This window comes from Pseudomonas sp. ArH3a (genome assembly GCF_022648765.1).
Lineage (GTDB): Bacteria > Pseudomonadota > Gammaproteobacteria > Pseudomonadales > Pseudomonadaceae > Aquipseudomonas.
The window spans coordinates 1,912,649-1,937,640 of the sequence record NZ_CP080330.1 but is presented as its reverse complement, the minus strand read 5'-3'; the positions used below and the strand labels follow the sequence as shown (position 1 = coordinate 1,937,640).

Sequence of the window (24,992 nt, the reverse complement as noted above, 5' to 3'; positions counted from 1 at the left end):
TGCACACTTGTTCGAGTTAACCTGATAAAAGCTCCATTTCCCTCTTTCCGCTAAGACAAGTCCTACATCTGCCCCCTGCCTACTCGCACACCCTATCAGCCCAAATTTTATGTGCAGGCGTGTCGACTATGTCACCCCAGGAATATGTCCTACCGACAGCTAAAAGTGCCCCCATTCAATCATCGTTCAAACGAAATGCCATCGCCCTCTGGGTACTCGCCTGCCTGACGAGCTTGCCCGTTCAAGCCGCGAGCTATGTCGAACAGGGCCGACTGCACGACGCGGCCAGTTGGCGCAGTGAAGAATTCAAGAAAGACTGGGGGCTGGGTGCGGTAGGCGCTGACTACGCCTATGCCAGAGGCCTGAGTGGCGCGGGAGTGCAGGTAGGGGTTTACGATTCTGGGGTCGACTTGCGCCATAGCGAGTTCGCCGGCAAGCCACATTCCGGTGTGCGCCTGGCAGATCCCGGTTGCATGAGTGACACGGTGCTGGCCGATGGCTGCTTCTTCAGCGAGGGTGATCGCTCCCAAGTGAATGTTGTCGAATCACTGTCTCCTGAAGCATTGCTCGGCCTGGAGGAAGCCATTGGCGATGGTCACTTCACCAGAGAGGAAGTTGATAATTATCTCAAAAGTATGGGCACTCGATACGAGCCGCATGGCACCTTTGTTGCTGGCACGATACTCGCCAATCGTGATGGCTCCCGTGTTCAGGGTGTGGCCTACGGCGCCAACATGAGTGCGGTGCGCAGATTCAGTAATACCTATCTTGGGGGCCCTGGCGTAAAAACGCTTGAACGCTTTGTGACACCGGAGGCAGTCAACATCACCTATGCCCTTCTGCACGAGCAAAATGTGCGAGTCGTCAATCATAGTTGGGCAGCCTCATTGCCTTTTGAGGATGAAGCGGCACTGGACAGGGAATTAAGCCAAGTCCATACCGGCTCATATCTAGAGCCCAAAGCCATAGCGGACAGCGCGATCAAATACGGCATGCTGCAAGTATGGGGAGCGGGTAATTCAACGACAGCCTACGTCTCCCCGCAAACAGCACCGTTTGCCGGACTTCATTCGAGCCTGCCACGGGAATTCAAGGAACTGGAACCCTATTGGCTGACCGTGGTAAACCTTAATCAAGAGTTGACCTTGAATAGAGGATCCTACCGCTGCGGCTTCAGCAAAGACTGGTGCCTCGCGGCGCCCGGAACCGATATCACCTCAGCTTGGGTCACAGGTTCCGTCAACACCGAAATTCACTATGACACCGACGACGACGTCGACGGTTTCAAAGTGACTGGCGATAATCCCACCTTCGGTTATATCACAGCCTCAGGCACCTCCATCGCCGCCCCCCACGTCACGGGTGGCCTGGCCCTGCTGATGCAACGCTTCCCCTACCTCGACAACCCGCAAATCCGCGACGTGTTGCTGACCACCGCCACCGACCTCGGCGAACCGGGCGTGGACAACGTCTACGGCTGGGGCCTGATGAACCTGAAAAAAGCCATCGACGGCCCCGGCCAGTTACGGGTCGATACCAGCGTCAACATGGACCGCCCTGCCGGCGGCGCCATCGTCTGGCAAGGCGGTGCCTGGGACGATTGGCGCAATGACATCAGCGGCCCCGGCCGCCTGGAAAAAACCGGCATCGGCTGGCTGCGCCTCAGCGGCAATAACAGCTTCGCCGGCGCCACGCTCAAGGAAGGTATTCTGGAGCTGGACGGCACCAACCAGCTCAAGGGCGACGTCAACATCGACGGCGGCGTTCTGCGCCTGAACGGTGCGCTGGCCGTCGCGGGCGACTACACACAAGCCGCCGGTTCAACCCTGATGACCGGGTTGGCCAGCCCGGCAGCGCCGGCCAAATTGCAGGTGCAAAACCAGGCATCTATCAACGGCGGCTCGCTGTACCTGAGCGCACAACCCAACAACTATTACCTGGGCCAGCGTTACAGCATCCTCCAGGCCCAAGGTGCGTTGACTGGCGAATTCACTTCGATTGACCGCCGCGAGTTCTCGCCCTTCCTCAGCGTTTCCCAGGTCAAACAAGGCAACGCCTTGCTGGTGGAGTTCGGGCGTGGTCGGTCACTGGCATCGGCGGCGGAAACCGCCAACCAGCGCGCCGTCGCCAATGCTGCGGATACTGAGGCTCAGCCTTCGCCGCTGCTGCAACGCCTGACCGCGCTGTTTCCCGAGCAGGCACCTTCGGCACTCGACCAACTGAGCGGCGAATTGCATGCCAGCACCCAGGCGGTGCTGATCGAGAACAGCCGCGTGTTGCGTCAGGCGGCATTCGACCGCCAGCTTAGCGCGCAAGGCAATCGCGGCAATCAGCCCAAGACGCTGAACCAAGGCGTCTGGGTGCAACTGCCGCGCCAGTCCGGCCAGCTCGCAGGCGACAGCAACACCGCACGCACTTCCCACAACAGCACGGGCCTGCTGCTTGGGTTCGATCACACACTGGAACAAGGCACACGCCTGGGTGTAGTTGCCGGCAGCAGTCAAACCGAGGTGAAGACCGGAGCGCGTGGCAAGGCGAGTGTCGACACCTATCAACTGGGCCTGCACGCGGGCCACAACTGGGACGCTTTTGGTCTCTACGGCGGCATCGCGTATGCACAACATGAAATCGAGACAAAACGCCGCGTCAGCTTCCCTGGCGTAGAGAACCGCCTGAGCGCCAAGTACGCCAGCCGCACCGTGCAGACATTTGCCGAGGCCAACTACACGTTCAGCCATGACTTCTGGGACTGGCAGCCGTACCTGCAACTGGCCAATGTGCAACAGCGCAGCGAAGGCTTCAAAGAACGCGGCGGCATGGCCGCACTGAAGGGCAAACGCTCGAAAGAAAACGTCAACCTGACCACCGGTGGCGTGCGTGTCAACATAGACCTGGGCAAGGCGCAGATCGGCCCGTCATGGCTGAGCCTGCGCGGTGGCCTGGCCTACACCCATGCCAGCGGCGACCTGCAACCCACCACTCAGGCAGCTTGGGACGGCGGGCGGGTGATGAGTGTCAGCGGCGCACCGTTGGATCGCCTCAGCACCCGCCTGGAACTGGGCGCCACCGCACGCCTGACACGCGACAGCACGTTGGACTTCGGTTTCAGCCAACAACGCGGTGAACGCACGCGGGACCAAAGCATCACGGCGCAGTATTCTCTGCAGTTTTGAACAAAAGGCGGGGGTGCCCTACCCCCGCCGATCCAACAGATTTACCACCAACCGATCAATCCATCCCCACACCCGCTGCTTCACCCGCCGCCACAACGGCCGCGACTTCCACGCCTGCAGGCTCACCGCCTGGCTCTGGGTAAAATCGCGCTCGAAACTGCCGGCCACGGCCAGCGTTAACGCTGGGTCCAACGCTTCCAGGTTGGCTTCCAGGTTGAAGCGCAAATTCCAGTGGTCGAAATTGCACGAGCCGATGCTCACCCAGTCATCCACCAACACCATTTTCAGGTGCAGGAAACACGGCTGGTACTCAAAAATCTGCACGCCCGCCCGCAGCAAACGCGGGTAATAACGGTGCCCGGCGTAACGCACGGAGGGGTGATCGGTGCGCGGGCCGGTGAGCAGCAAACGCACATCGACCCCACGCCCAGCCGCGCGGCGCAAGGCACGCCGTACGCTCCAGGTCGGCAGAAAATACGGCGTGGCCAGCCAGATACGCTGCTGGCTGCTGTTCAACGCGCGGATCAGCGACTGCAAAATATCGCGGTGCTGACGGGCATCGGCATACGCGACGCGCCCCAGGCCCGGCCCGGTCGCCGGCACCTTGGGCAAGCGCGACAAACCGAAATGGGTGGCGGGCTTCCACTCCCGCCGCGCCGCATTGGCGTGCCATTGGCGGTCGAACAGCGCCTGCCAGTCGAGCACCAGCGGCCCGCTGATTTGCACCATCACTTCATGCCACTCGGCGGTGTCTTGCCCCGGTGTCCAGAATTCATCGGTCACGCCGGTTCCGCCCACCACGGCGATGCTCTGGTCAATCAGCAACAGCTTGCGGTGGTCGCGGTACAGATTGCGCATCCAACGCCGCCAGCTCAGGCGATTGTAGAAACGCAGCTGCACGCCCGCGTCGGTCAGGCGCTTACGCAAGCCCAAGGTAAAGGCCAGGCTGCCGTAATCATCAAACAAACAGCTCACCCGCACACCGCGCTCGGCCGCCAGCACCAACGCCTGAACCATGGCATCGGCACAGGCTCCGGCTTCCACCAGGTACAACTCCAAGTCGACTTGCTGCTCAGCGCGGGCAATGCCCACCAGCATCTGCGGGAAAAAGCTCGGCCCGTCGATCAACAACTCGAAACGGTTGGCGCTGCGCCACGGGAACACTGCGCCGCCCACGTCAGCGCGCCGTAAAGATCAGTACCGCACCCACCGGCACCGACAAACTGATCGACTTGAGCCCCGCCGCCTTGCGCAGCATCGCCACGCCCGGCGCCAGCTCGAAATCCTCGGCATGCAACACCACCGGCTCCAGGGTCACCACCTGAAAGCGCCGGTCATCCAGGCGCGTGGCCAACAGCTCGGCGCTGTAGGTTTGGGTCTTGCCGTGCAGGGTGACGCTCAATGGCAGGCGCAACTCCAACTGCGCGCCGGGGGCCAGGTCGTTGATGGGCTGCAGATTGATCTGCGCGCTGATCAGCGCTTCGGGGAAAGTCTTGATCTGAAACAGATCATTGCGCATGCGCTCATCGCGCAGCGGGATGCCGCTGTTGATCGACTCCAGCTCCACTTGCAGTTCCGCCGCGCCCTGACTGTCGACCTTGCCGTGCAACACCAGGAAACGATGCACTTCGGCGATCTCGGTGTTTTTGGTGGTGACGAACGACAGGCGTGAGGATTCGTTATCCAGGTACCAGTTGGCGTGGGCGGGCAGTGCGGCACAAGTCAGCAGTGTGAAGGCCAGGGGTTTGACGTTGAACATAGAAACTCATGGGGCAAAAAACCTGGATGAACCTTAACTGTGCCGGGTGCCGGGCGCAATGCAACTGACAAAGCCGATCAGGGTGGGCGCTGGCTTGCCTGCGCCCACATTGGTTCGGCGGCGATTATCAGATCAACGCCCGCTGCACATCGCGCACTGTCGCTTCCAGACTGGCCATGTGCAGGTTCAATACGCGCTCCACCGGCGCCTGATGCATCGGCCAGTGCAACGCCATGCTGCCCACCAGCCGCCCATTGGCCTGCACCGGCAAGGCCACCGCGCGAATCAGGAACGGCAGGCGCACCGTGTATTCCCAATAGCCTTCGGTGCGCTGACCGAACCCTTGATGCTGGGTTTGCTCGCAGGTATGCACCTGCTCATCGGCCGCTACATGATCACGGCCTGCGAGGCGTTGCACCTCCTCCGGGGGCAATTGCGTCAGGCACGCCTTGCCCATTGCCGAGTGAAACAGGCTGGCGTGCTGGCCGACGATCTGGCAATTGTTTGGGTACAGCTTGCGCAACACGTTGGGAATCGCGCTCTCCATGACTTCCAGGCGCTCGCCATCGAAGCAGGATAAATCCACCACCAACCCGGTGCGCTCGCTGAGCTCCAACAGCCAGGGCGCGGCGCGTTCCACCACCTGGCGCTTGAAGCGTTGCTGGGTGTCACCGAACAAGCGCTGGGCGCGCAGTCGGTAACGGCGATCGCTGAGGCCGCGATAGACCCAGCCTTGGTCCTGCAAGGTCAACAACATGCGCGACACCGTGGCCTTGGGCAGGCGCGTCAGGTAATGCAACTCCTCCAGCCCCAAGGCCTGGTGTTCGCCGAGCAGCTCGACGATGGCGAGTGCGCGCTCAACCGACCTGACGGTGCCTGTCTCCATGTTCGATCTCCCTGTTGCCGGTGGATGATCATTGTTCGCAGCAAAATACAGGCCCGATTGCCGCTCAACGCGTCGATTCAAGACACGCCGGCGGCTGGCGCTGCACCCACTGCGTCAGCTGTTCGTGGGCGTAAGCCAATTGCAGCACCGCCCGGTCGGCCTGGGCCGGGCCGATGATTTGCAAGCCCATGGGCAGACCCTGCGGGTTGAAGCCCACGGGGATGCTCATGCTCGGCAGACCGGCGAGCGTGGGGCCGATCACCACTTCCATCCAACGGTGATAGGTGTCCATTTCACGCCCGCCCACGAGGCGCGGCCAGGGTTGTTGTGCATCGAAAGGGAACACTTGGGCGGTGGGCAGCAACAGGAAATCGTAACGCTGGAACAGCTTGGCCAAGGCGCGGTACCACTCGCTGCGGTCCACCGACGCCTGATACACCTGCTGGGCGCTCAAGCCCAGGCCTCCCTCCACTTCCCATTGCGCCTCAGGTTTGAGCAATGCGCGCTTTTGCGGGTTGGCGTAGGCCGCGCCGAGGTTGCCGTGCACCAGCCAATGGCGATGCACCAACCAACTGCGCCATAGGCGCGCCATGGAAAAGTCCGGCTGGCAGCTTTCCACTTCGCAGCCCAGTGTGGCGAAATCAGCGAGGGCAGATTCACACAGGCTCAGCACGCCGTCGTCCATCGCCAGGTAGCCGTTGTAATCCCCCAGCCAGCCGAGGCGCGCGCCCTTGAAGTCGCGCTGCAAGGGTTGGCCCAGTACCTTTGGGTCGTCCTTGGAGGACAACGGCACCCGAGGGTCGTAACCGGCCTGGATGCTCAGCAACCGCGCCACATCCGTCACGCTACGGCCCATCGGGCCTTCGGTGCCGAGTTGCTGTACAAACAGTTCCGGCATCGGCCCATGGGGCACGCGCCCTTGTGATGGGCGCAGGCCAAACACGTTGTTGAAGGCCGCCGGGTTGCGCAGCGAGCCCATCATGTCGCTGCCATCAGCCACCGGCAGCATACGCAGCGCCAGCGCCACTGCCGCCCCACCACTGCTGCCGCCGGCGGCCAGGCGTGGGTCATACGCATTGCCGGTGGTGCCGAACAAGGTGTTGTAGGTGTGCGAGCCGAGGCCAAACTCCGGCACGTTAGTCTTGCCGATGATGATCGCGCCACTGGCCCGCACGCGTGCCACGCTGATGGCGTCTTCGGTGGGCACATGCTCGGCAAACAACGGCGAGCCTAAGGTGGTGCGCAAGCCCTGGGTGGCCGCCAGGTCCTTGATCGCCTGGGGCATGCCGTGCATCCAGCCGCGCGACTGGCCCTGGTCCAGCTCGCGATCACAGGCGCGGGCCTCAGCCAGCACGTCATCGGCATCGCGCAACGACACCAGCGCATTGACGCTTGGGTTGAAACGCTGGACCTGCGCCAGGTACGCCTGCATCACCTCTTCACACGACACCTGCCGCGCATGGATCGCTCGCGACAGCTGCGTGGCATCCCAATCAACAATGCTCAAGGCTTCACCTCACTTGAAAACGGCAGCGGTTTTTTCGCCCGCGGGGCCTCATGCATGCAGTAAGTGCCCAGCAGCGTCAGCACGCAAGCGAACAACACGTAAAACGCTGGCGCAACCGGCGTACCGAGCACTTTGGTCAGCCAGGTCACGATCAACGGCGCAAAGCCGCCAAACACCATGACGGCCACGTTATAGGCGACCGAGACGCCGGTCGAGCGTACCTCGATGGGAAACTGCTCGGCCAATGCCGTCGGCGCCGGGCCGAAGAAGCCGCCGATGGCCGTGCACAGCATCACTTGCATCACCAGCAAGCGTTCGATGGACGGCGCCGCGGCCACCCACGCATACAACGGGTAGACCATCACGAAGAACGCCAGGGTGAAGGCCATCAACACCGGCCGCCGTCCCAGGCGATCCGAAAGCAGGCCGGACAGCGGAATCACCACGGTCATCAACGCCACCGCAAACATCTGCACCATCAACACTTGGTCCAGCGGCAAGCCGAGGCTCTTGTGGGCGAAGGTCGGCATGTTCACCAGCACCACGTAAAACGACACCGTCGCCCCGCAGGCCAAACCCATGGAGACGAGGATGCTGCGCCGATGCGCGCGAATCACGTCCATCAAGCTCGGCGCCGGGCCGGTCGCCTGCTTGCGCGCTTCGATGAATTCCTCGGGGTCCTCCATGTGCCGGCGAATCCACAACCCCACCGGGCCGATCAGCAAACCCAACACGAACGGCACGCGCCAGCCCCACAGGTCGAGGGTTTCGGGGGAAAAGAAATGCGTGACCAACGCCACCATCGCCGCGCCGCCAAACACCGCCAGGCACTGCCCCACCAACTGCCACGAGCCATACAAGCCCTTGCGATGGGCCGGAGCACTTTCCACCAAAAACGCCGTGGCACTCGCGTATTCACCGCCGGTGGCAAAGCCCTGAAGCATGCGCGCCACCACGATCAGCAGCGGCGCGCCCATGCCGATAGCGGCGTAATTAGGCGCGAAGGCGATCAGCGCGATGGACACGGTCATCAGCCGGATAATCAGTTGCATCGCTGCCTTGCGGCCTTTGCGGTCGGCGTAAATCCCCAAAAGTACGCCGCCCACCGGACGCATGAAAAAGCCCACGCCAAAAGTGGCCAAGGCCATCAACAGCGAAGCGTACTCATCCTGCGACGGGAAAAACTGCCGAGCGATGATGCTGGCCAGAAAGCCGTAAACGATGAAGTCATACCATTCCAGCGCATTGCCGATCACGGCCGCCACCACCTGGTGGGTGCGGGAAACACCGGGTTTTGAAATCTGCATGAGGAACACTCCATTCAACCAATAAGGGAAAGGGGCCAGCGGCAGAAAAGGTGAGGTCGTCAGGCAGGCTTGAGCCAGCTCTCGGCCAGCGCGCCCCAATAGGCGGCGCCGGTCAGCAGGATGTCGTCGTTAAAGTCATAGGCGGGGTTATGCACCATCGGCCGCGACACGCCGTTGCCGATAAACAGGTAGCTGCCGGGGCAGCGTTGCAGCATCCAGGCGAAGTCTTCGCTGCCCATCAGCGTGCGGGTGTTGCCGTCCACCGCATCGGCGCCGAGCAAGGCGACGCCGACTTGCCGGGCGAATTCGGTTTCTTCGGCGTGGTTGACCAGCACCGGGTAGGCCGGGCGGTGTTCGATCTGCACCGTGCAGCCGAAGCTCGCGGCCTGGGTCTGGATAATCGCGTTGACCCGTTCCAGCATCTGTTCGCGCACCTTGGGGTTGAGCGCGCGCAGGCTCAAGCGCAACAGGGCTTGCTGAGGAATCACGTTGGCCGCCTGGCCCGCTTGCAGCGCGCCGACCGTGACCACGGCGGCTTCCTGGGTGTCGATATTGCGCGCCACCACCGTCTGCAACGCCATGACCATACTCGCGGCCGCGACCAACGGGTCCACGCTCAAATGCGGCATGGAACCATGGCCGCCGACGCCTTCCAGCGTCACGGTGAGCAAGTCCTGGGAGGCCATCATCGGCCCGACTCGCAAGCCCAGATGCCCGGCCGGTAAGCCCGGCATATTGTGCATGCCGAACAGGCCATCGCACGGGAAACGCTCCAGCAAACCGTCCGCCAACATAGCCTCGGCGCCGCCCTGGCCTTCTTCAGCGGGTTGGAAAATCAGGTTCACGGTGCCGTCGAATTGCCGCGTCGCCGCCAGGTAGCGCGCGGCACCGAGCAACATGGTGGTGTGGCCGTCATGGCCGCAAGCGTGCATGCAGCCGGCGTGCTGGCTGGTGTAGGCCGCGCCGGTATTTTCGATGATGGGCAAGGCGTCCATATCGGCACGAATGCCGAGGGTGCGCGGGCTGCTGCCATTGCGCAGCACGCCGACTACACCGGTTTTGCCGATGCCGGTGTGTACTTCATAACCCCAGCCTTTCAAGGCTTGCGCGACGAGCGCCGAGGTACGGTTCTCTTCAAAGCCGAGTTCGGGGTGGGCGTGGATGTCCTGACGCACGGCGTGCAAGTCGCTGGCGACGTCGCTGAGCCAATCCAGAATGTGCTGGTGTGGGCGCATGGTGATTCTCCTCACAGGCGGGTGTTCCCGTTCTTGTTTGCGACACATCGCCAGCTAACCGCGATGTGGGCGGGAGGACAATCAAAGGTGGTTCCACTGGGTGGAACCTGAGGGCAGTTAGCGCACATCTAATGTGGGAGCTGGCTTGCCTGCGACAGCGGGAGGTCAGTCAACATCACTGTTGTTTGTGCCGCTGTCATCGCAGCATAGGTATCTACACATCTGCGGTTGTCGTGGGGGGCGCTGGGTACATATCCGTTGTTTGGGTAACGGCTGAAATGGGTTCCGCCCTTACGGCGGGTCACTTTTGGAAAAGAGCCCCAAAAGTAACCAAAAGGGCTCTTGCCCCACCACTCGGCACCTCGCCTCCGGCTCGGTGTGCCCTCTCTCCGGCATTACTCCGCGGGCCGCCGCGACGGGCCGTCCCTGCCCCGTCGCGGCTAAACCGGCGTCCTGCCGGTTTACCCGCTCCGTAATACCTGCGTTCGGCCAGCGTGGTTTAACGGGGCGCCTAAGATCAAAATCAAGATCAAGATCTACAGCACGGCGGCCTGACAGCCGACCTGATCCTGGAAACTGGACTGGGTTGAATTGTGGGAGGGGCGGTGCGACGGTTCGACTTGCTCCCGATGGCGGTGTGTCAGTTGATGTATCTGGTGAATGGCCCACCGCATTCGCGAGCAAGCCCGCTCCCACATTTTGAGCTCAGTACATCAGGTAGATGTGTGTACTCGGACAAATGTGGGAGCTGGCTTGCCTGCGAAGGCATCAGCTGTGTCTTACTGATGTACCGAGGTGTCTGCATCGCAAGCAAGCCAGCTCCCACAGAAAAGCAGCTCTGCTTCTGATCTGTTTTTGCCCTGTTTTTGCCCTGCTTTTGCTTCAACCACTCAGGTCGGCTACTAGGCCGCCGTGCTGTAGATTTTGATCTTGATCTGACAGGCCCCGTTAACCACGATGGCCGGAGTGCGGGCATGCCGAGCCTTAGCGAGGCACCGAGTGGTGGGGCAAAGACCTTTTGGTTACTTTTGGGGCGTTTGCCAAAAGTGACCCGCTGTAAGAGCGGAACCATACGAAGCCGTTACCGCAGCAACGGATATGTACTCAATCTACCTAAACCCATCACAAGCTCAGCACCACACAAAGCGTTGCGTAGATACCTATGCCCATCGCAGGCAAGCCAGCTCCCACAGGGGATTTGGGGTGTATCAGGGACTCAGGCGGCAGCCTTGGCGATCACCTAGCCAGCGCGCCGTATGCGTGCGCCCCAACCCACTCGCCGTCACTTCACTGCGCTGCGGCTTATCGGTAAACGCACTGGTCGGCACGTACTGCTTCACATACCCCAGGCAATACTCCGCCGGATTGTTCTCCACATACCGGCACGAGCAGTACTCCTTGGCCGTATACGCCGCGATGATGTCGGGGAAGGCTTGCAGGTTGACGCGCTCATGCCACACCCAGCCGAACAAGGCGAGTAACAGCAGCAGAAAAACGCTGATAAACGGGTGACGACGAATCATGGTTGCACCGCCGCAAGCACGCGTTTGAGCAGTTCGTTATGGCGGTAGCTGCCGTCGCGGTCATCGCCGTAGCGCACGATCACCAGGTGTTTGTCGGGTATCACAAACAGCGCCTGGCCCCAGTGGCCGAGGGCGGCGAAGGTGTCAGCGGGGGCGGCGGGCCACGGGCGGGGTGCGCCTTGCACTTCGAGGTTTAGCCACCATTGGCCGCCGGGCACGGCTTCGTCCTGGCCGGGTTTGTAGTTGTCGAAGGGCTTGCGGTTGAAGGCGACCCACTCTTTGGGCAGCAATTGCTGCTCGCCCCAACGGCCGTCACGCGCCATCAGCAGGCCGACGCGCGCGAGGTCGCGGGCGGTGAGGTAGGCGTAAGAGGAAGCGACGAAGGTTTCGTCGGCATCGGTTTCCCAGATGGCGTTGTGGATGCCCAGCGGCTTGAACAGCGCATCCCACGGGTAATTCATATAAGCCTTGTGGCCGAGCATACCTTTGAGGGCGGCGGACAGGATGTTGCTGTCGCCGCTGGAGTAGCGGAAGGCCTGGCCCGGTGCGGCGACAGCCTCGGTGTCGGCGGCGAACTCGGCCATGTCGGCGCGCCCACGGGTGTAGAGCATCGCCACGACGGAGGATTTCAGCGGGGCGTATTCGTAGTCTTCTTGCCAGTCGAGGCCCGAGGCCCAGTGCAGCAAGTCGGCCAGGGTGACTTTGGGGTGTTGTTTCATCGGCGGGTAGAAGCGTGCGGCGGGGTCGGTGAGTTTGAAGCGGCTTTCGCCATAGGCCACGCCGAGCACCGTGGCCATCAGGCTTTTGCTCACCGACCAAGTCAGGTGCGGCGTGCTGGCGGTGGTGGGCGCGGCGTAGCGTTCGTAGATGACTTCGCCGTCGCGGATCACCAGCAGCGCGTCAGTGCGAATGCCTTGGCGGGTGGCGTCGTCACGGGTTGGAAACGCGTAGGCATTCAGAGCATCGACAGCGGGTCCTGAGAGTGCTGTGCCCTGGGCCCAGTCCTTGTCAGGCCAGGTTTCGGCATGGGCGGCAACGGTGAAGAACAGCAGGGCAACGCACAACAAGCCTCGGACCATGGACGCAAACTCAAGGGGGCATTCAAGCCCGCGAGCCTAGCCGAGGCGCATGACAGATTTGCTACATCGGGGGCTGTCATCTAAGCGTCACCGTAACTTCATGGCGCTGACACCGAGCCTACATAGCCTGAGTTTGGACAAACAAGTCGACCGGCCGAAACGTGGCCGGCACTCGGAGATTCGCCATGACTCAGATCGCCCGCATCAGCGACACCGGCAATGAACGCCGTCTGCAAGCCGAACGCCTGGTTGGCGCACAGGCGCTGCAGGAAGCTCAGGCCCTGCGGTTCAACGTGTTCAGCGGCGAGTTCAACGCCAAGCTGAAAGGCGCGGAACTGGGTCTGGACATGGATGACTATGATGTTCACTGCAGCCACATTGGCGTGCGGGATTTGAACAGCGGTCGACTGGTCGCCACCACCCGTTTGCTCGACCACCAGGCGGCCAGCACCTTGGGCCGGTTCTACAGCGAAGAAGAATTCAGCCTGCACGGCCTGCTGCATCTGCAAGGCCCGATCCTGGAGATCGGCCGCACGTGCGTCGACCCGGCCTACCGCAACGGCGGCACCATCGCCGTGTTGTGGGGCGAGTTGGCCGAAGTGTTGAATCAAGGCGGCTACAGCTACTTGATGGGCTGCGCGAGCATCCCGATGCACGACGGCGGCATCCAAGCCCACGCGATCATGCAGCGCCTGCGCGAACGCTACCTGTGCAACGAACACCTGCGCGCCGAGCCGAAAAAGCCGCTGCCGGCGCTGGATCTGCCGTCCAACGTGATCGCGGAAATGCCGCCGCTGCTCAAGGCGTATATGCGCCTGGGCGCGAAGATCTGCGGCGAGCCGTGCTGGGATGAAGATTTCCAAGTAGCCGACGTATTTATCCTGCTCAAGCGCGACGAGCTGTGCCCGCGTTACGCCCGCCACTTCAAGGCGGCCATGTGATGGGCCGCCTGCGCGTGTACGGGCGCATTGCCCGCGTGCTGCTGGTGGTGGCGCTGGGCTTGAGCATGGCCAGTGTGTTTGGTGTGTTCGAGCGTTTGGGCGTGGCCAACTCGATGGTACGGCGCCAGCGTTGGTCGCGGTTTTTCATGGCGCGGCTGACCCACGCCCTGCCCTTTCGCGTAACGGTGCACGGTGAGTTGCCGCAAACGCCGATGCTGTGGGTGAGCAATCACGTGTCCTGGACCGACATCCCGTTGCTGGGCATGGTCACGCCGCTGTCATTTTTGTCCAAGGCCGAAGTGCGCACCTGGCCGGTGGCGGGTTGGTTGGCAGCGAAGGCTGGTAGCCTGTTTATCCGCCGGGGTTCGGGCGACAGCCAGCTCATCCGCAAGCAGATGACTCGCCACCTGGAACACCAGCACCCGCTGCTGATGTTCCCCGAAGGCACCACCACCGACGGGCGCAGTCTGCGCACCTTTCACGGGCGTTTACTGGCCAGTGCGATTGATGCCGATGTGTCGCTGCAACCGGTGGCGATTCGTTATCTACGCGATGGGCAAGTGGACCCGCTGGCGCCGTTTATTGGCGACGATGATTTGCTCTCGCACCTGATGCGCCTGTTTGCCAATGACCAGGGCGATGTGGAAATCCATGTGCTCACGCCAATTGCCTGTGCCGGGCAGGAACGCGCGGCGCTGGCGTTCCAGGCGCAGCAGGCGGTGCAGAAGGCGTTGTTTGGGCCGTTGCCGGAGACGGAGCAAGTGGCGGCTCGGCCTGCATTTGCAGCATGAACACACTTTAAAATATGGGAGGTGGCTTGCCTGCTATGGCCATGGGTATCTACGCAACTTTTTGTGTTTCTTTTAGCCTGTGATGGTTTAGGTAGATTGAGTACATATCCGTTGCTGCGGTAACGGATATGCACCCAGCACCCCCGCGACAACCAAAGAATCCAACCCATAAAAAGATGTGTAGATACCTATGCTGCGATGGCGGTGAGTCAGCAACACCATTATCGACTGACAGACCGCTATCGCAGGCAAGCCAGCTCCCACAGGTTTAAATCTCAACCGTCAGGTGGGATTGTGCAAATTTCTGCAACTCAGGATAGAACAGCCGAAAGTCTTCACTCAGCGGCTCATACAGAATCCGCAACTCGTGCATGGCATGCCTCAATTCCTCGGGCTGGGTCAGGCGCCGCGAAATCCCGCGCAACACCTGCTCCATCACCGCGAACTCACGGTACGAACCCAGCCAGTCATCCTCCGCCATATACGGTGCAATCTGCGCCAGCCGCCCAGGCAGCTGCGGTTCGGCCGCCAGCACGCGGTACACCTGCGCAGTAAAGTGTTCCAGGGGCTGGTTGGCATACAGCGCCCAATCCCGCGCCAGGCAGTGGTCGAAAAACACATCGAGGACAATACCGGCATAGCGCTTGCGGGTCAGGCTGAAGCGTGACAACGCCTCGCAAACCAGCGGGTGGCTGTCGGTGAAGCGGTCGATGGAGCGATGCAGTTGGATAGCCGACTCGATTTGCGGGCTGAACTGGCCCTGCAGGCGGCCTTTGACGAAGTCACCATAGAGGCTGCCCAGCAGTTGTGCAGGAAGTTGGCCGCCCAGGTGCAGATGTGCGAGATAATTCATGCCGCGCAGTCTAGCACTGCCATCCACGTATCGTTATAACCCGATATACCGAAATGGCCGGTCCTAAGATCAAAAGCATATTGGTGTATCGGAATGTAACGATTTAAAGTTCGCCTCATCGCGATATAACGTTTTACGCAACCGAGCACCCTGCCATGCCCATCGACCTCGACGAAATAATAAAAGCCCTGGCGCACCCAGTACGACGAGACATCCTCACCTGGCTGAAAGACCCGAAAGTGCAGTTCCCCGAGCAAGTGCACAACCATGAATACGGCATCTGCGCCGGGCAGATCGACCAGCGCTGCGGCTTGTCCCAGTCGACCGTGTCGGCCCACCTGGCGACCTTGCAACGGGCCGGGTTGATCAGCAGCCAAAAGGCCGGGCAATGGCACTTTTTCAAACGCAATGACGAAGTGATCCAAGCCTTCCTCGCGGCGCTCACCACCGAACTCAGCGCTGATATCAGCGCAACGTTGTTATAAAGGAAAGATAATGCCCCTCTCGCTACTCATACTGGCCCTGAGCGCCTTCGCCATCGGCACCACCGAGTTCGTCATCATGGGCTTGCTGCCCGATGTGGCGGCGGACTTGGGCGTGTCGATTCCCGGCGCTGGCTGGCTGGTCACCGGCTATGCCTTGGGCGTGGCCATCGGCGCGCCCTTCATGGCACTGGCCACCGCCAAGCTGCCACGCAAGGCCGCCCTGGTAGCGTTGATGGGCATCTTTATTGTCGGCAACCTGCTCTGCGCACTGGCCAGCGACTACAACGTGCTGATGGTTGCCCGTGTAGTCACTGCGCTGTGTCACGGCGCGTTCTTTGGGATTGGTTCGGTGGTTGCGGCCAACCTGGTACCGGCCAACAAGCGTGCTTCGGCTGTGGCCTTGATGTTCACCGGCTTGACCCTGGCCAACGTGCTCGGCGTGCCACTGGGTACCGCGCTGGGCCAGGAGGCCGGCTGGCGCTCGACCTTCTGGGCGGTGACCGTGATTGGCGTGATCGCCTTGATCGGCCTGATCCGCTTCCTGCCGGCCAAGCGTGACGAAGAAAAACTCGACATGCGCGCCGAACTCGCCGCCCTCAAAGGCGCCGGCATCTGGCTGTCGCTGACCATGACCGCACTGTTCGCCGCTTCCATGTTTACCCTCTTCACCTATGTCGCCCCACTGCTCGGCGATGTCACCGGCGTGTCGCCCAAAGGCGTGACCTGGACGCTGCTGCTGATCGGCCTGGGCCTGACCGTGGGCAACATCATCGGCGGCAAGCTGGCGGACAAACGCCTGGCGGCCACCTTGATAGGCGTGTTCATCAGCATGGCGGTGGTCTCCACCGTGCTGACCTGGACCAGCGTCGCGGTAATCCCAACTGAAATCACCCTGTTCCTGTGGGCCACTGCGTCGTTCGCCGCCGTACCGGCGCTGCAAATCAACGTGGTGACCTTCGGCAAGGCCGCACCGAACCTGGTGTCGACCCTGAACATCGGCGCCTTCAACATCGGCAACGCCCTCGGCGCCTGGGTCGGCGGCAGCGTAATTGCCCACGGCTTTGGCCTGACCAGCGTGCCTTTGGCGGCTGCGGCCCTGGCGATTCTGGCCCTGCTGGTCACCCTGATTACTTTCCGTCAGAGCGGCGATGCCGGCCTGGCCCCTGCGACCCACTGAGCAATTCACTTAAAGAGAAGGGTGTTATCCCATGACGACTATTTTCGATCCAATCAAACTGGGCGACCTGGAACTGTCGAACCGCATCATCATGGCGCCGCTGACCCGCTGCCGCGCTGATGAAGGTCGCGTACCCAACGCGATGATGGCTGAGTACTACGTGCAGCGCGCCTCAGCCGGGCTGATCCTCAGCGAAGCCACCTCCGTGACGCCGCTGGGCGTGGGCTACCCGGACACTCCGGGCATCTGGTCCAACGACCAGGTACGCGGCTGGGCCAATGTGACCAAGGCCGTGCACGGCGCGGGTGGCAAGATCGTTCTGCAACTGTGGCACGTCGGCCGGATCTCCCACGCGTCCTACCTGAACGGCGAAACCCCAGTGGCACCGAGCGCCATCCAGCCCAAAGGCCACGTGAGCCTGGTGCGTCCATTGGCGGACTACCCGACCCCACGCGCCTTGGAAACCGCTGAAATCGCCGACATCGTTGACGCTTACCGCGTCGGCGCCGAAAACGCCAAGGCCGCCGGTTTTGACGGCGTGGAACTCCACGGTGCCAACGGCTACCTGCTCGATCAGTTCCTTCAAAGCAGCACCAACCAGCGCACCGACAACTACGGCGGCTCCCTGGAAAACCGTGCCCGCCTGCTGCTGGAAGTGACCGACGCGGCCATCGAAGTCTGGGGCGCCGGCCGTGTGGGGGTGCACCTGGCACCACGCGCCGACTCCCATGACATGGGCGACGATAACTTGGCCGAGACCTTCACCTACGTTGCCCGCGAATTGGGCAAACGTGGCATCGCGTTCATCTGCTCGCGTGAAAAAGAAGCCGGCGACAGCCTTGGCCCACAACTGAAAAAAGCCTTCGGCGGCGCGTACATCGCCAACGAACGCTTCACCAAGGACAGCGCCAACGCCTGGCTGGCCTCGGGCAAAGCCGATGCGGTGGCCTTCGGCGTACCGTTCATTGCCAACCCGGACCTGCCGGCGCGTCTGAAAGCCGATGCGCCGCTGAACGAAGCGCATCCGGAAACCTTCTACGCCAAGGGTCCGGTCGGTTACATCGACTACCCGACGCTGGCGATCTAAAGCAACAAGCTGAAACGAAAAAGCCCCGGCTCGCAGGAACCGGGGCTTTTTACTGCGCTTTGGAATACACCAGAGATCGAATGCGGTCTGTCAGCTAAATATGTGCTGACTGATCCACTACTTTCGCGAGCAAGCCCGCTCCCACATTTTGACGCTGTCCTGGGCGCTCTGCGTCTGCTGCTAAAGCGTGACGCGGAGCGTCACAGGATGCATTCCCACGCGGAGCATGGGAACGATCGTACAAAGGTCGGGAAACATTCCTTCACAGCATTGCAACAATATCGCTACAAAATACTTAGTCGGCTACCTATCAACCGCCCGCGTGCACGTATATAAAGTCACCCCACAAATCCTGCGAAGGGACGATTGACTGTCTCTGGTCTTTACTATTGACACACTTGGATGTAATTACGCATTTTGTCTTAATTGCGTAGGCTGGGGCTCAAGCGCAGCATGTCCAGCCCCGCATCAACCCAGCGTTCGGCATCCTGATGCAGTTGGAAGCTGTCGGGTACCAGTAGCCACTGGCCAATCAAGCCGTGGATGAAGGCATGGATGCACACCGCGCCACGCGTAGTGTCCAGATTTTCCGGAAGTTGCCCGCGATGGACCGCGTTGCGCAAGGTCAGGCCGATACGCAGGTTGCATTCCAAGCTGTGGGTTTGACGTTGGCGCCGCATGTCACACATTTCATCCGTGAACTCGCACTTATGAAACAGGATTTCGTTGATGCGCCGGGTTTTCGGGTCCAGGGCCACTTGATGATAAAGATGAATCAACAGCTTGCGCATACAGCCCAGCGGGTCGGCTTCTTCCTCACTTTCACTGGCCCGGGCCAATTCATCCAGGGGTTCGTGCAGCGTGTCGAGCAGTGCCTGCAGCAAATCGGACTTATTGCTGAAATGCCAATAGATAGCACCGCGCGTCACACCCGCCAGCGCCGCAATGTCCGCCAACGTGGTCCGCGCGACGCCGCGCTCATAAAACGCCTGTTCGGCGGCGGCAAGAATTTGGCTGCGCGTTTCCTGAGCTTCCTCTTTGGTGCGACGAACCATGGCAGTAAAACCTCAATCAGAATACTTGGGACGCTCGGTAACGCTGCTTTAATAGGCGGTAACGATCATCTGAATAATTGTGGGACGACACCGTCATGGGCACCGAACGTACTAAAATCGAGGCTTTGGCAGCTGCTTTGTCAACAATCTGCGAAGCCTGTCAAGAGTTTACAAACAACCATGAACGTAAGTATATTGCGTAGCAAGCTACTTATCCACTCACACCTTGATTTTTACCCTTCCACCCTTCTTGTGCGCATTCTGCGCGCCTGACCCGAGGATCTTCATGCAACTTAAGCCAGCTGTTACCGCTCTGGTCACTGCCGTCGCCCTGGCATCGCTGCTCAGCGGATGTAAAAAGGAAGAAGCGGCTCCGCCCGCTCAAACCCCTCAGGTCGGCGTGGTCACTATTCAACCGCAAGCCTTTACCCTGACCTCCGAACTGCCGGGCCGCACCACGGCCTATCGCATTGCGGAAGTTCGGCCGCAGGTCAACGGCATCATTCTCAAGCGCCTGTTCAAGGAAGGCGGCGACGTGAAGGAAGGGCAACAGCTCTACCAGATCGACCCGTCGGTGTATGACGCCACCCTGAAAAGCGCACAAGCGAGCCTGACCCAGACCAAATCCATCAGCGACCGCTACAAGCAGTTGGTCGATGAGCAAGCCGTCAGCCGTCAGGAATACGACACCGCCGTCGCCAATCGCATGACCGCCGAAGCCAACGTTCAAACCGCCCAGATCAACGTGCGTTACACCAAAGTATTCGCGCCGATCTCCGGGCGGATTGGCCGTTCTTCGGTCACCGAAGGCGCGCTGGTCAGCAATGGTCAGACCGATGCCATGGCCGTGATCCAGCAACTGGACCCGATCTACGTCGACGTCACGCAGTCTTCGGCTGAAATGCTGAAACTGCGCCGCGACCTGGCAAGCGGTCAGCTGGAAAAAGCCGGCGACAACGCTGCCAAGGTCAAGCTGACCCTGGAAGACGGCACCGCTTACGGTCTGGATGGCAAGCTGGAGTTCTCGGAAGTGTCGGTCGACCAGACCACCGGTTCCGTGACGCTGCGCGCCGTGTTCCCTAACCCTGAGCACACACTGTTGCCAGGCATGTTCGTACACGCCCAACTGCAAGCCGGTGTGAACAGCAAGGCCATCCTGGCTCCGCAGCAAGGCGTGACCCGTGACCTGAGAGGCATTCCAACGGCGCTGATCGTCAACGCCGACAACAAGGTCGAGCAGCGTGAACTGGTGGCCAACCGCACTTACGGCGCCTACTGGCTGGTGGAAAAAGGCCTGAACGCCGGTGACCGTGTGATCACAGAAGGCTTGCAGTACGTCAAGCCGGGCGTCGAGGTCAAGGTCAAGCCGGCCGACAACGCCAAGCCTGCCGATGCTGGCAGTGCTGCTGCTCCTGCTGCCGCTGCCGGCAAAGGGGAGTAACCCATGTCGAAATTTTTTATCGACCGTCCCATTTTCGCCTGGGTAATTGCCCTGGTGATCATGCTGGTCGGGGCACTTTCGATCATGAAGTTGCCCATCAACCAATACCCGGCCATCGCGCCGACCGCCATCGACATCCAGGTGACCTACCCAGGCGCGTCTGCACAAACCGTGCAGGACACCGTGGTGCAGGTGATCGAGCAACAGCTCAACGGTATCGACAACCTGCGTTATGTTTCCTCGGACAGTAACTCCGACGGCAGCATGACCATCACCGTGACGTTCAATCAGGGTACCAACCCGGATATCGCCCAGGTTCAGGTGCAGAACAAGCTGAACCTGGCGACCCCACTGCTGCCGCAAGAAGTGCAGCAGCAGGGTATCCGCGTGACCAAGTCGGTGAAGAACTTCCTGATGGTGATCGGTCTGGTGTCGGAAGACGGCAGCATGACCAAGGACGACTTGTCCAACTACATCGTGTCGAACATCCAGGATCCGATTTCGCGGACCGCGGGTGTGGGTGACTTCCAGGTGTTCGGTTCGCAGTACGCCATGCGTATCTGGCTGGACCCGGCCAAGCTGAACAACTACCAGCTCACGCCGGTGGATGTCAGCACGGCGATCTCGGCGCAGAACGTGCAGGTGGCTACCGGCCAACTGGGCGGCCTGCCAGCCCTGCCCGGCACTCAGTTGAACGCGACCATCATTGGCAAGACCCGCCTGCAGACTGCGGAGCAGTTCGGCAATATCCTGATGAAAGTCAATACCGACGGCTCACAGGTACGCCTGAAGGATGTCGCGCGTATTGAACTCGGTGGTCAGAACTACAGCATCGCTGCGCAGTTCAACGGCAAGCCGGCTTCCGGTATGGCGATCAAGCTGGCCTCGGGCGCCAACGCCTTGGACACCGGCAAGGCCATCCGCGCCACCGTAGCGTCGCTTGAACCGTTCTTCCCGCCAGGCATGAAGGCGGTGGTGCCGTATGACACCACCCCGGTTGTGACCGAGTCGATCTCTGGTGTAGTCGACACCCTGGTCGAAGCGATCGTGCTGGTGTTCCTGGTGATGTTCCTGTTCCTGCAGAACTTCCGCGCCACCATCATCACGACCATGACCGTACCGGTGGTGCTGTTGGGCACCTTCGGGATCCTGGCCGCGTTCGGTTTCACCATCAACACCCTGACCATGTTCGGCATGATCCTGGCCATCGGCTTGCTGGTGGATGACGCCATCGTCGTGGTGGAAAACGTCGAGCGGGTGATGGCCGAGGAACACTTGTCGCCCAAGGAGGCGACGGTCAAATCCATGGGCCAGATCCAAGGCGCCCTGGTGGGTATTGCCCTGGTTCTGTCGGCGGTACTGTTGCCGATGGCGTTCTTTGGCGGCTCTACCGGTGTGATCTACAAACAGTTCTCCATCACCATCGTTTCGGCCATGGCGTTGTCGGTACTGGTTGCCCTGATCTTCACCCCGGCCTTGTGCGCCACCATGCTCAAGCCGATCGACCCGGAAAAACACGGCCAACCCAAGCGTGGTTTCTTTGGCTGGTTCAACCGCACCTTCGACCGTGGCGTACTGAGCTACGAGCGCGGCGTGGGTAACATGATCAAGCATAAGATCCCGGCGTTCCTGGTGTACGCGCTGATCATCGTCGGCATGATCTGGCTGTTCATGCGCATCCCTGCTGCGTTCCTGCCCGATGAAGACCAGGGCGTAATCTTTGCCCAGGTGCAGACGCCGGTCGGTTCTACGGCTGAACGTACGCAGAAAGTCATCGACGATATGCGTGCGTACCTGCTCAACGACAAAGAAGGCGAGCCAGGCGAAGGCAAAGGCGTGAAATCGGTGTTTACCGTAAACGGCTTCAACTTCGCCGGTCGTGGCCAAAGCTCCGGCCTGGCATTTGTGATGCTCAAGCCGTGGGGCGAGCGTGACGCCTCCAACTCGGTGTTCGAGATCGCCAAGCGCGCCCAGGGCTACTTCATGCAGACCTTCAAGGACGCCATGGTATTTGCCATCGTTCCGCCGTCTGTACTGGAACTGGGTAACGCCACCGGCTTCGACGTGTTCCTGCAAGACCAGGGCGGTGTTGGCCATGACAAATTGATGGCGGCGCGTAACCAGTTCCTCGGTATGGCAGCACAAAGCAAGATTCTGGCAGGTGTGCGCCCCAACGGCGTGAACGATGAGCCGCAGTACGAGCTTACCGTCGACGACGAGAAGGCCAGCGCCCAAGGCATCACCCTGTCGAATATCAACCAGACCCTGGCGATTGCCTTGGGTGGCAGCTACGTCAACGACTTCATCGACCGCGGTCGTGTGAAGAAGGTGTACGTGCAAGGTGACGCCGCCAGCCGCATGTCCCCTGAAGACTTGGAAAAATGGTACGTGCGTAGCGACTCGGGGAAGATGGTGCCGTTGTCCTCCATCGCTTCGGGCAAGTGGATCTTCGGCTCGCCGAAACTCTCGCGCTACAACGGTGTAGCGGCGATGGAAGTCCTTGGTACGCCGGCTCCGGGCTACAGTACCGGTGACGCCATGGCCGAAGTCGAGCGTATTGCCAAGCAATTGCCGGCGGGTGTTGGCTATGCGTGGACGGGTTTGTCGTATGAAGAACGTCTGTCCGGCTCCCAGGCACCTGCGCTGTACGCCTTGTCGCTGCTGGTGGTGTTCCTCTGCCTCGCAGCACTGTACGAAAGCTGGTCGATCCCGATCGCCGTTATCCTGGTAGTGCCGCTAGGGGTTGTGGGTGCGTTGATTGCAACCAGCATGCGCGGGTTGTCCAACGACGTGTTCTTCCAAGTGGGCCTGTTGGTAACGGTGGGCCTGGCCGCGAAGAACGCCATCCTGATCGTGGAGTTTGCCAAAGAGCTGCACGAACAAGGCAAGGGCATCGTCGAGGCAGCCATTGAAGCGTCCCGCATGCGTCTGCGACCGATCATCATGACCTCCATGGCGTTCGTCCTCGGCGTATTGCCACTGGCGATCTCCACCGGTGCAGGTTCAGGCAGCCAGCACGCGATCGGTACCGGCGTAATTGGCGGTATGATCACCGCCACCGTCCTGGCGATCTTCTGGGTGCCACTGTTCTTCGCAACCGTATCGGCTGCTGGCGAGCGTAAAAAGAAAGTTACTCCTGAAACTCCTAAAGAGGCTGGCCAATGAGCAAGTCGCTACTTTCCCTAGCCGTCACGGCATTCGTGCTCAGTGGCTGCTCGCTGATACCTGACTATCAGCGCCCAGAAGCACCGGTGGCTGCCCAGTTCCCGCAAGGGCCGGCGTATTCGTCGGCCCAGGCGCCGGGCCAGGCCGCTGCCGAGCAGGGCTGGAAGCAGTTTTTCCATGACCCTGCCCTGCAACAGCTGATCCAGACCGCGTTGGTGAACAACCGTGACCTGCGTGTCGCGGCCCTGAACATCGACGCCTACGCGGCGCAGTACCAGATCCAGCGTGCCGACCTGTTCCCGGCCATCTCGGCCACGGGCAGCGGCAGCCGTTCGCGCACCCCGGCCAAACTGTCGCAGTCTGGCGAGGCGACCATCGCCAGCCAGTACTCGGCTGGCCTGGGAATCAGCTCGTATGAGCTGGACCTGTTCGGCCGCGTGCGCAGCCTGAGTGAAGAAGCACTGCAAAAGTACTTCGCTACTGAAGAAGCGCGACGCAGCACCCAGATCAGTTTGGTGGCCAGTGTGGCCAACGCCTACCTGACCTGGCAGGCCGACAAGGAGCTGCTCAAGCTGACCCAAGACACCCTGGGCGCGTTCGAACAGAGCTACAAACTGACCTCGCGCAGCAACGAAGTCGGCGTGGCCTCGGCCCTCGACCTCAGCCAGGCGCGTACCTCAGTGGAAAACGCCCGGGTTGCACTGGCGCGCTACACCCGCCAGGTGGCCCAGGACGAAAACAACCTGACCCTGCTGCTGGGCACCGGCCTGCCGGCGAATATCGCCAGCAAGCCGCTGTCGGATAACCTGCTCAGCGAAGTGCCAGCCGGGTTGCCATCGGACCTGCTGCAACGTCGTCCCGACATTGTGCAGGCCGAGTACAACCTTAAGGCCGCCAACGCCAATATCGGCGCGGCACGTGCAGCGTTCTTCCCAAGCATCAGCCTGACCGCCAGTGCCGGTACTGCCAGCCCGACCCTGGGCGGCCTGTTCAAAGGCGGCTCGGGCACCTGGTCGTTTGCCCCGCAGATCAACATCCCGATCTTCAACGCCGGTAGCCTGCGCGCAAGCCTGGACTACTCGAAGATTCAGAAAGAGATCAACGTGGCGACCTACGAGAAGGCGATCCAGACCGGCTTCCAGGAAGTTTCCGACGGCCTCGCCGCGCGTGAGACCTACAAGCAGCAGTTGGATGCCCAACGTGGCTTCGTCGCGGCCAACCAGGATTACTACCGCCTGGCTGAGCGTCGCTACCGCATTGGTGTCGACAGCAACCTGACGTTCCTCGACGCCCAACGCCAGCTGTTCAGTGCCCAGCAATCGCTGATCACCGACCGCCTGGCGCAGCTCAACAGCGAGGTCAACCTGTACAAGGCCCTCGGCGGTGGCTGGAATGAGCAGACCGCGAAGAACGAGCCGTTGAAAGAAGAAGCACCGGCACTGAAGTTGTTCTGATCGTGCTGTCGTAAAAAAACCGCTTCCCTCACAGGAAGCGGTTTTTTTATGTCTCGGCTTTTTGTTCACCCTCA

19 protein-coding genes are annotated in these 24,992 nt (G+C 61.1%); 9 read left to right on the top strand and 10 right to left on the bottom strand.

Annotation, left to right across the window (positions count from 1 at the left end):
- Positions 1–233: 233 nt before the first annotated feature.
- On the top strand, positions 234–3,173 hold the full coding sequence (locus K0P33_RS08680) for an autotransporter serine protease (RefSeq protein WP_242154855.1): 2,940 nt from the start codon (positions 234–236) through the stop codon (positions 3,171–3,173).
- Between the two features lie 18 nt (positions 3,174–3,191).
- On the opposite strand, the gene K0P33_RS08675 is transcribed toward K0P33_RS08680, so the two are convergent.
- From K0P33_RS08675 to K0P33_RS08640, 8 genes are all read right to left on the bottom strand, one after another.
- Positions 3,192–4,349, bottom strand: coding sequence for a phosphatidylserine/phosphatidylglycerophosphate/cardiolipin synthase family protein (locus K0P33_RS08675; RefSeq protein WP_094953055.1), 1,158 nt, complete (start codon positions 4,347–4,349; stop codon positions 3,192–3,194).
- A 1-nt stretch (position 4,350) separates the two neighbouring features.
- Complete coding sequence (locus K0P33_RS08670; RefSeq protein ID WP_242154853.1) at positions 4,351–4,932, bottom strand: YceI family protein; 582 nt, start codon at positions 4,930–4,932, stop codon at positions 4,351–4,353.
- A gap of 127 nt (positions 4,933–5,059) precedes the next feature.
- The gene (locus tag K0P33_RS08665; RefSeq protein WP_242154851.1) at positions 5,060–5,818 is read right to left on the bottom strand and encodes a helix-turn-helix domain-containing protein; all 759 of its coding nucleotides are present in this window, start codon (positions 5,816–5,818) and stop codon (positions 5,060–5,062) included.
- Between the two features lie 64 nt (positions 5,819–5,882).
- The gene (locus K0P33_RS08660) at positions 5,883–7,325 is read right to left on the bottom strand and encodes an amidase (RefSeq protein ID WP_242154849.1); all 1,443 of its coding nucleotides are present in this window, start codon (positions 7,323–7,325) and stop codon (positions 5,883–5,885) included.
- Positions 7,322–8,632: a citrate-proton symporter gene (locus K0P33_RS08655; protein WP_094953051.1), complete on the bottom strand. Its 1,311-nt coding sequence runs from the start codon at positions 8,630–8,632 to the stop codon at positions 7,322–7,324. The genes K0P33_RS08660 and K0P33_RS08655 overlap by 4 nt, the downstream gene beginning before the upstream one ends.
- A 59-nt stretch (positions 8,633–8,691) precedes the next feature.
- The gene (locus K0P33_RS08650; RefSeq protein WP_242154847.1) at positions 8,692–9,867 is read right to left on the bottom strand and encodes a M20 aminoacylase family protein; all 1,176 of its coding nucleotides are present in this window, start codon (positions 9,865–9,867) and stop codon (positions 8,692–8,694) included.
- A 1,208-nt stretch (positions 9,868–11,075) separates the two neighbouring features.
- Positions 11,076–11,390 carry an amidase gene (locus K0P33_RS08645; RefSeq protein ID WP_242154844.1) on the bottom strand — a complete coding sequence of 105 codons (315 nt, stop codon included), beginning with the start codon at positions 11,388–11,390 and terminating at the stop codon, positions 11,076–11,078.
- Positions 11,387–12,469, bottom strand: a complete 1,083-nt coding sequence (locus tag K0P33_RS08640; protein ID WP_242154842.1) for a serine hydrolase — start codon at positions 12,467–12,469, stop codon at positions 11,387–11,389. The genes K0P33_RS08645 and K0P33_RS08640 overlap by 4 nt, the downstream gene beginning before the upstream one ends.
- A 185-nt stretch (positions 12,470–12,654) precedes the next feature.
- On the opposite strand from K0P33_RS08640, the gene olsB reads away from it, so the two are divergent.
- On the top strand, positions 12,655–13,410 hold the full coding sequence (gene olsB / locus K0P33_RS08635; RefSeq protein ID WP_003172415.1) for an L-ornithine N(alpha)-acyltransferase: 756 nt from the start codon (positions 12,655–12,657) through the stop codon (positions 13,408–13,410).
- A complete protein-coding gene (locus K0P33_RS08630) occupies positions 13,410–14,201 on the top strand; it encodes a lysophospholipid acyltransferase family protein (protein ID WP_242154840.1) in 792 nt (263 codons plus the stop codon). The genes olsB and K0P33_RS08630 overlap by 1 nt, the downstream gene beginning before the upstream one ends.
- Before the next feature lie 268 nt (positions 14,202–14,469).
- On the opposite strand, the gene K0P33_RS08625 is transcribed toward K0P33_RS08630, so the two are convergent.
- The gene (locus K0P33_RS08625) at positions 14,470–15,054 is read right to left on the bottom strand and encodes an ACP phosphodiesterase (protein ID WP_094951585.1); all 585 of its coding nucleotides are present in this window, start codon (positions 15,052–15,054) and stop codon (positions 14,470–14,472) included.
- Positions 15,055–15,209: 155 nt separating this feature from the next.
- Between K0P33_RS08625 and K0P33_RS08620 the strand changes: the two genes are divergently transcribed.
- The 3 genes from K0P33_RS08620 to K0P33_RS08610 are packed head-to-tail and all read left to right on the top strand — an operon-like array spanning position 15,210 to position 17,803.
- Positions 15,210–15,539 carry a helix-turn-helix transcriptional regulator gene (locus K0P33_RS08620; protein WP_094951584.1) on the top strand — a complete coding sequence of 110 codons (330 nt, stop codon included), beginning with the start codon at positions 15,210–15,212 and terminating at the stop codon, positions 15,537–15,539.
- A gap of 10 nt (positions 15,540–15,549) precedes the next feature.
- Entirely contained in the window at positions 15,550–16,716 is a 1,167-nt protein-coding gene (locus K0P33_RS08615; RefSeq protein WP_242154839.1) for an MFS transporter, read from the top strand.
- 31 nt (positions 16,717–16,747) lie between these two features.
- A complete protein-coding gene (locus K0P33_RS08610; RefSeq protein WP_242154836.1) occupies positions 16,748–17,803 on the top strand; it encodes an alkene reductase in 1,056 nt (351 codons plus the stop codon).
- 422 nt (positions 17,804–18,225) lie between these two features.
- Here K0P33_RS08610 and K0P33_RS08605 read toward each other — a convergent pair whose 3' ends face one another.
- Positions 18,226–18,858: a TetR family transcriptional regulator gene (locus K0P33_RS08605; RefSeq protein ID WP_094951581.1), complete on the bottom strand. Its 633-nt coding sequence runs from the start codon at positions 18,856–18,858 to the stop codon at positions 18,226–18,228.
- A gap of 286 nt (positions 18,859–19,144) precedes the next feature.
- Here K0P33_RS08605 and K0P33_RS08600 point away from each other — a divergent pair, with 286 nt between their 5' ends.
- Genes K0P33_RS08600 through adeC form a run of 3 tightly spaced genes read left to right on the top strand, consistent with a single transcriptional unit; the run spans position 19,145 to position 24,918 of the window.
- Entirely contained in the window at positions 19,145–20,299 is a 1,155-nt protein-coding gene (locus tag K0P33_RS08600) for an efflux RND transporter periplasmic adaptor subunit (RefSeq protein ID WP_242154835.1), read from the top strand.
- A 3-nt stretch (positions 20,300–20,302) separates the two neighbouring features.
- The gene (locus tag K0P33_RS08595) at positions 20,303–23,464 is read left to right on the top strand and encodes an efflux RND transporter permease subunit (protein WP_242154833.1); all 3,162 of its coding nucleotides are present in this window, start codon (positions 20,303–20,305) and stop codon (positions 23,462–23,464) included.
- Positions 23,461–24,918, top strand: coding sequence for an AdeC/AdeK/OprM family multidrug efflux complex outer membrane factor (gene adeC / locus K0P33_RS08590; RefSeq protein WP_094951578.1), 1,458 nt, complete (start codon positions 23,461–23,463; stop codon positions 24,916–24,918). The genes K0P33_RS08595 and adeC overlap by 4 nt, the downstream gene beginning before the upstream one ends.
- The last annotated feature ends 74 nt before the right edge of the window (positions 24,919–24,992 follow it).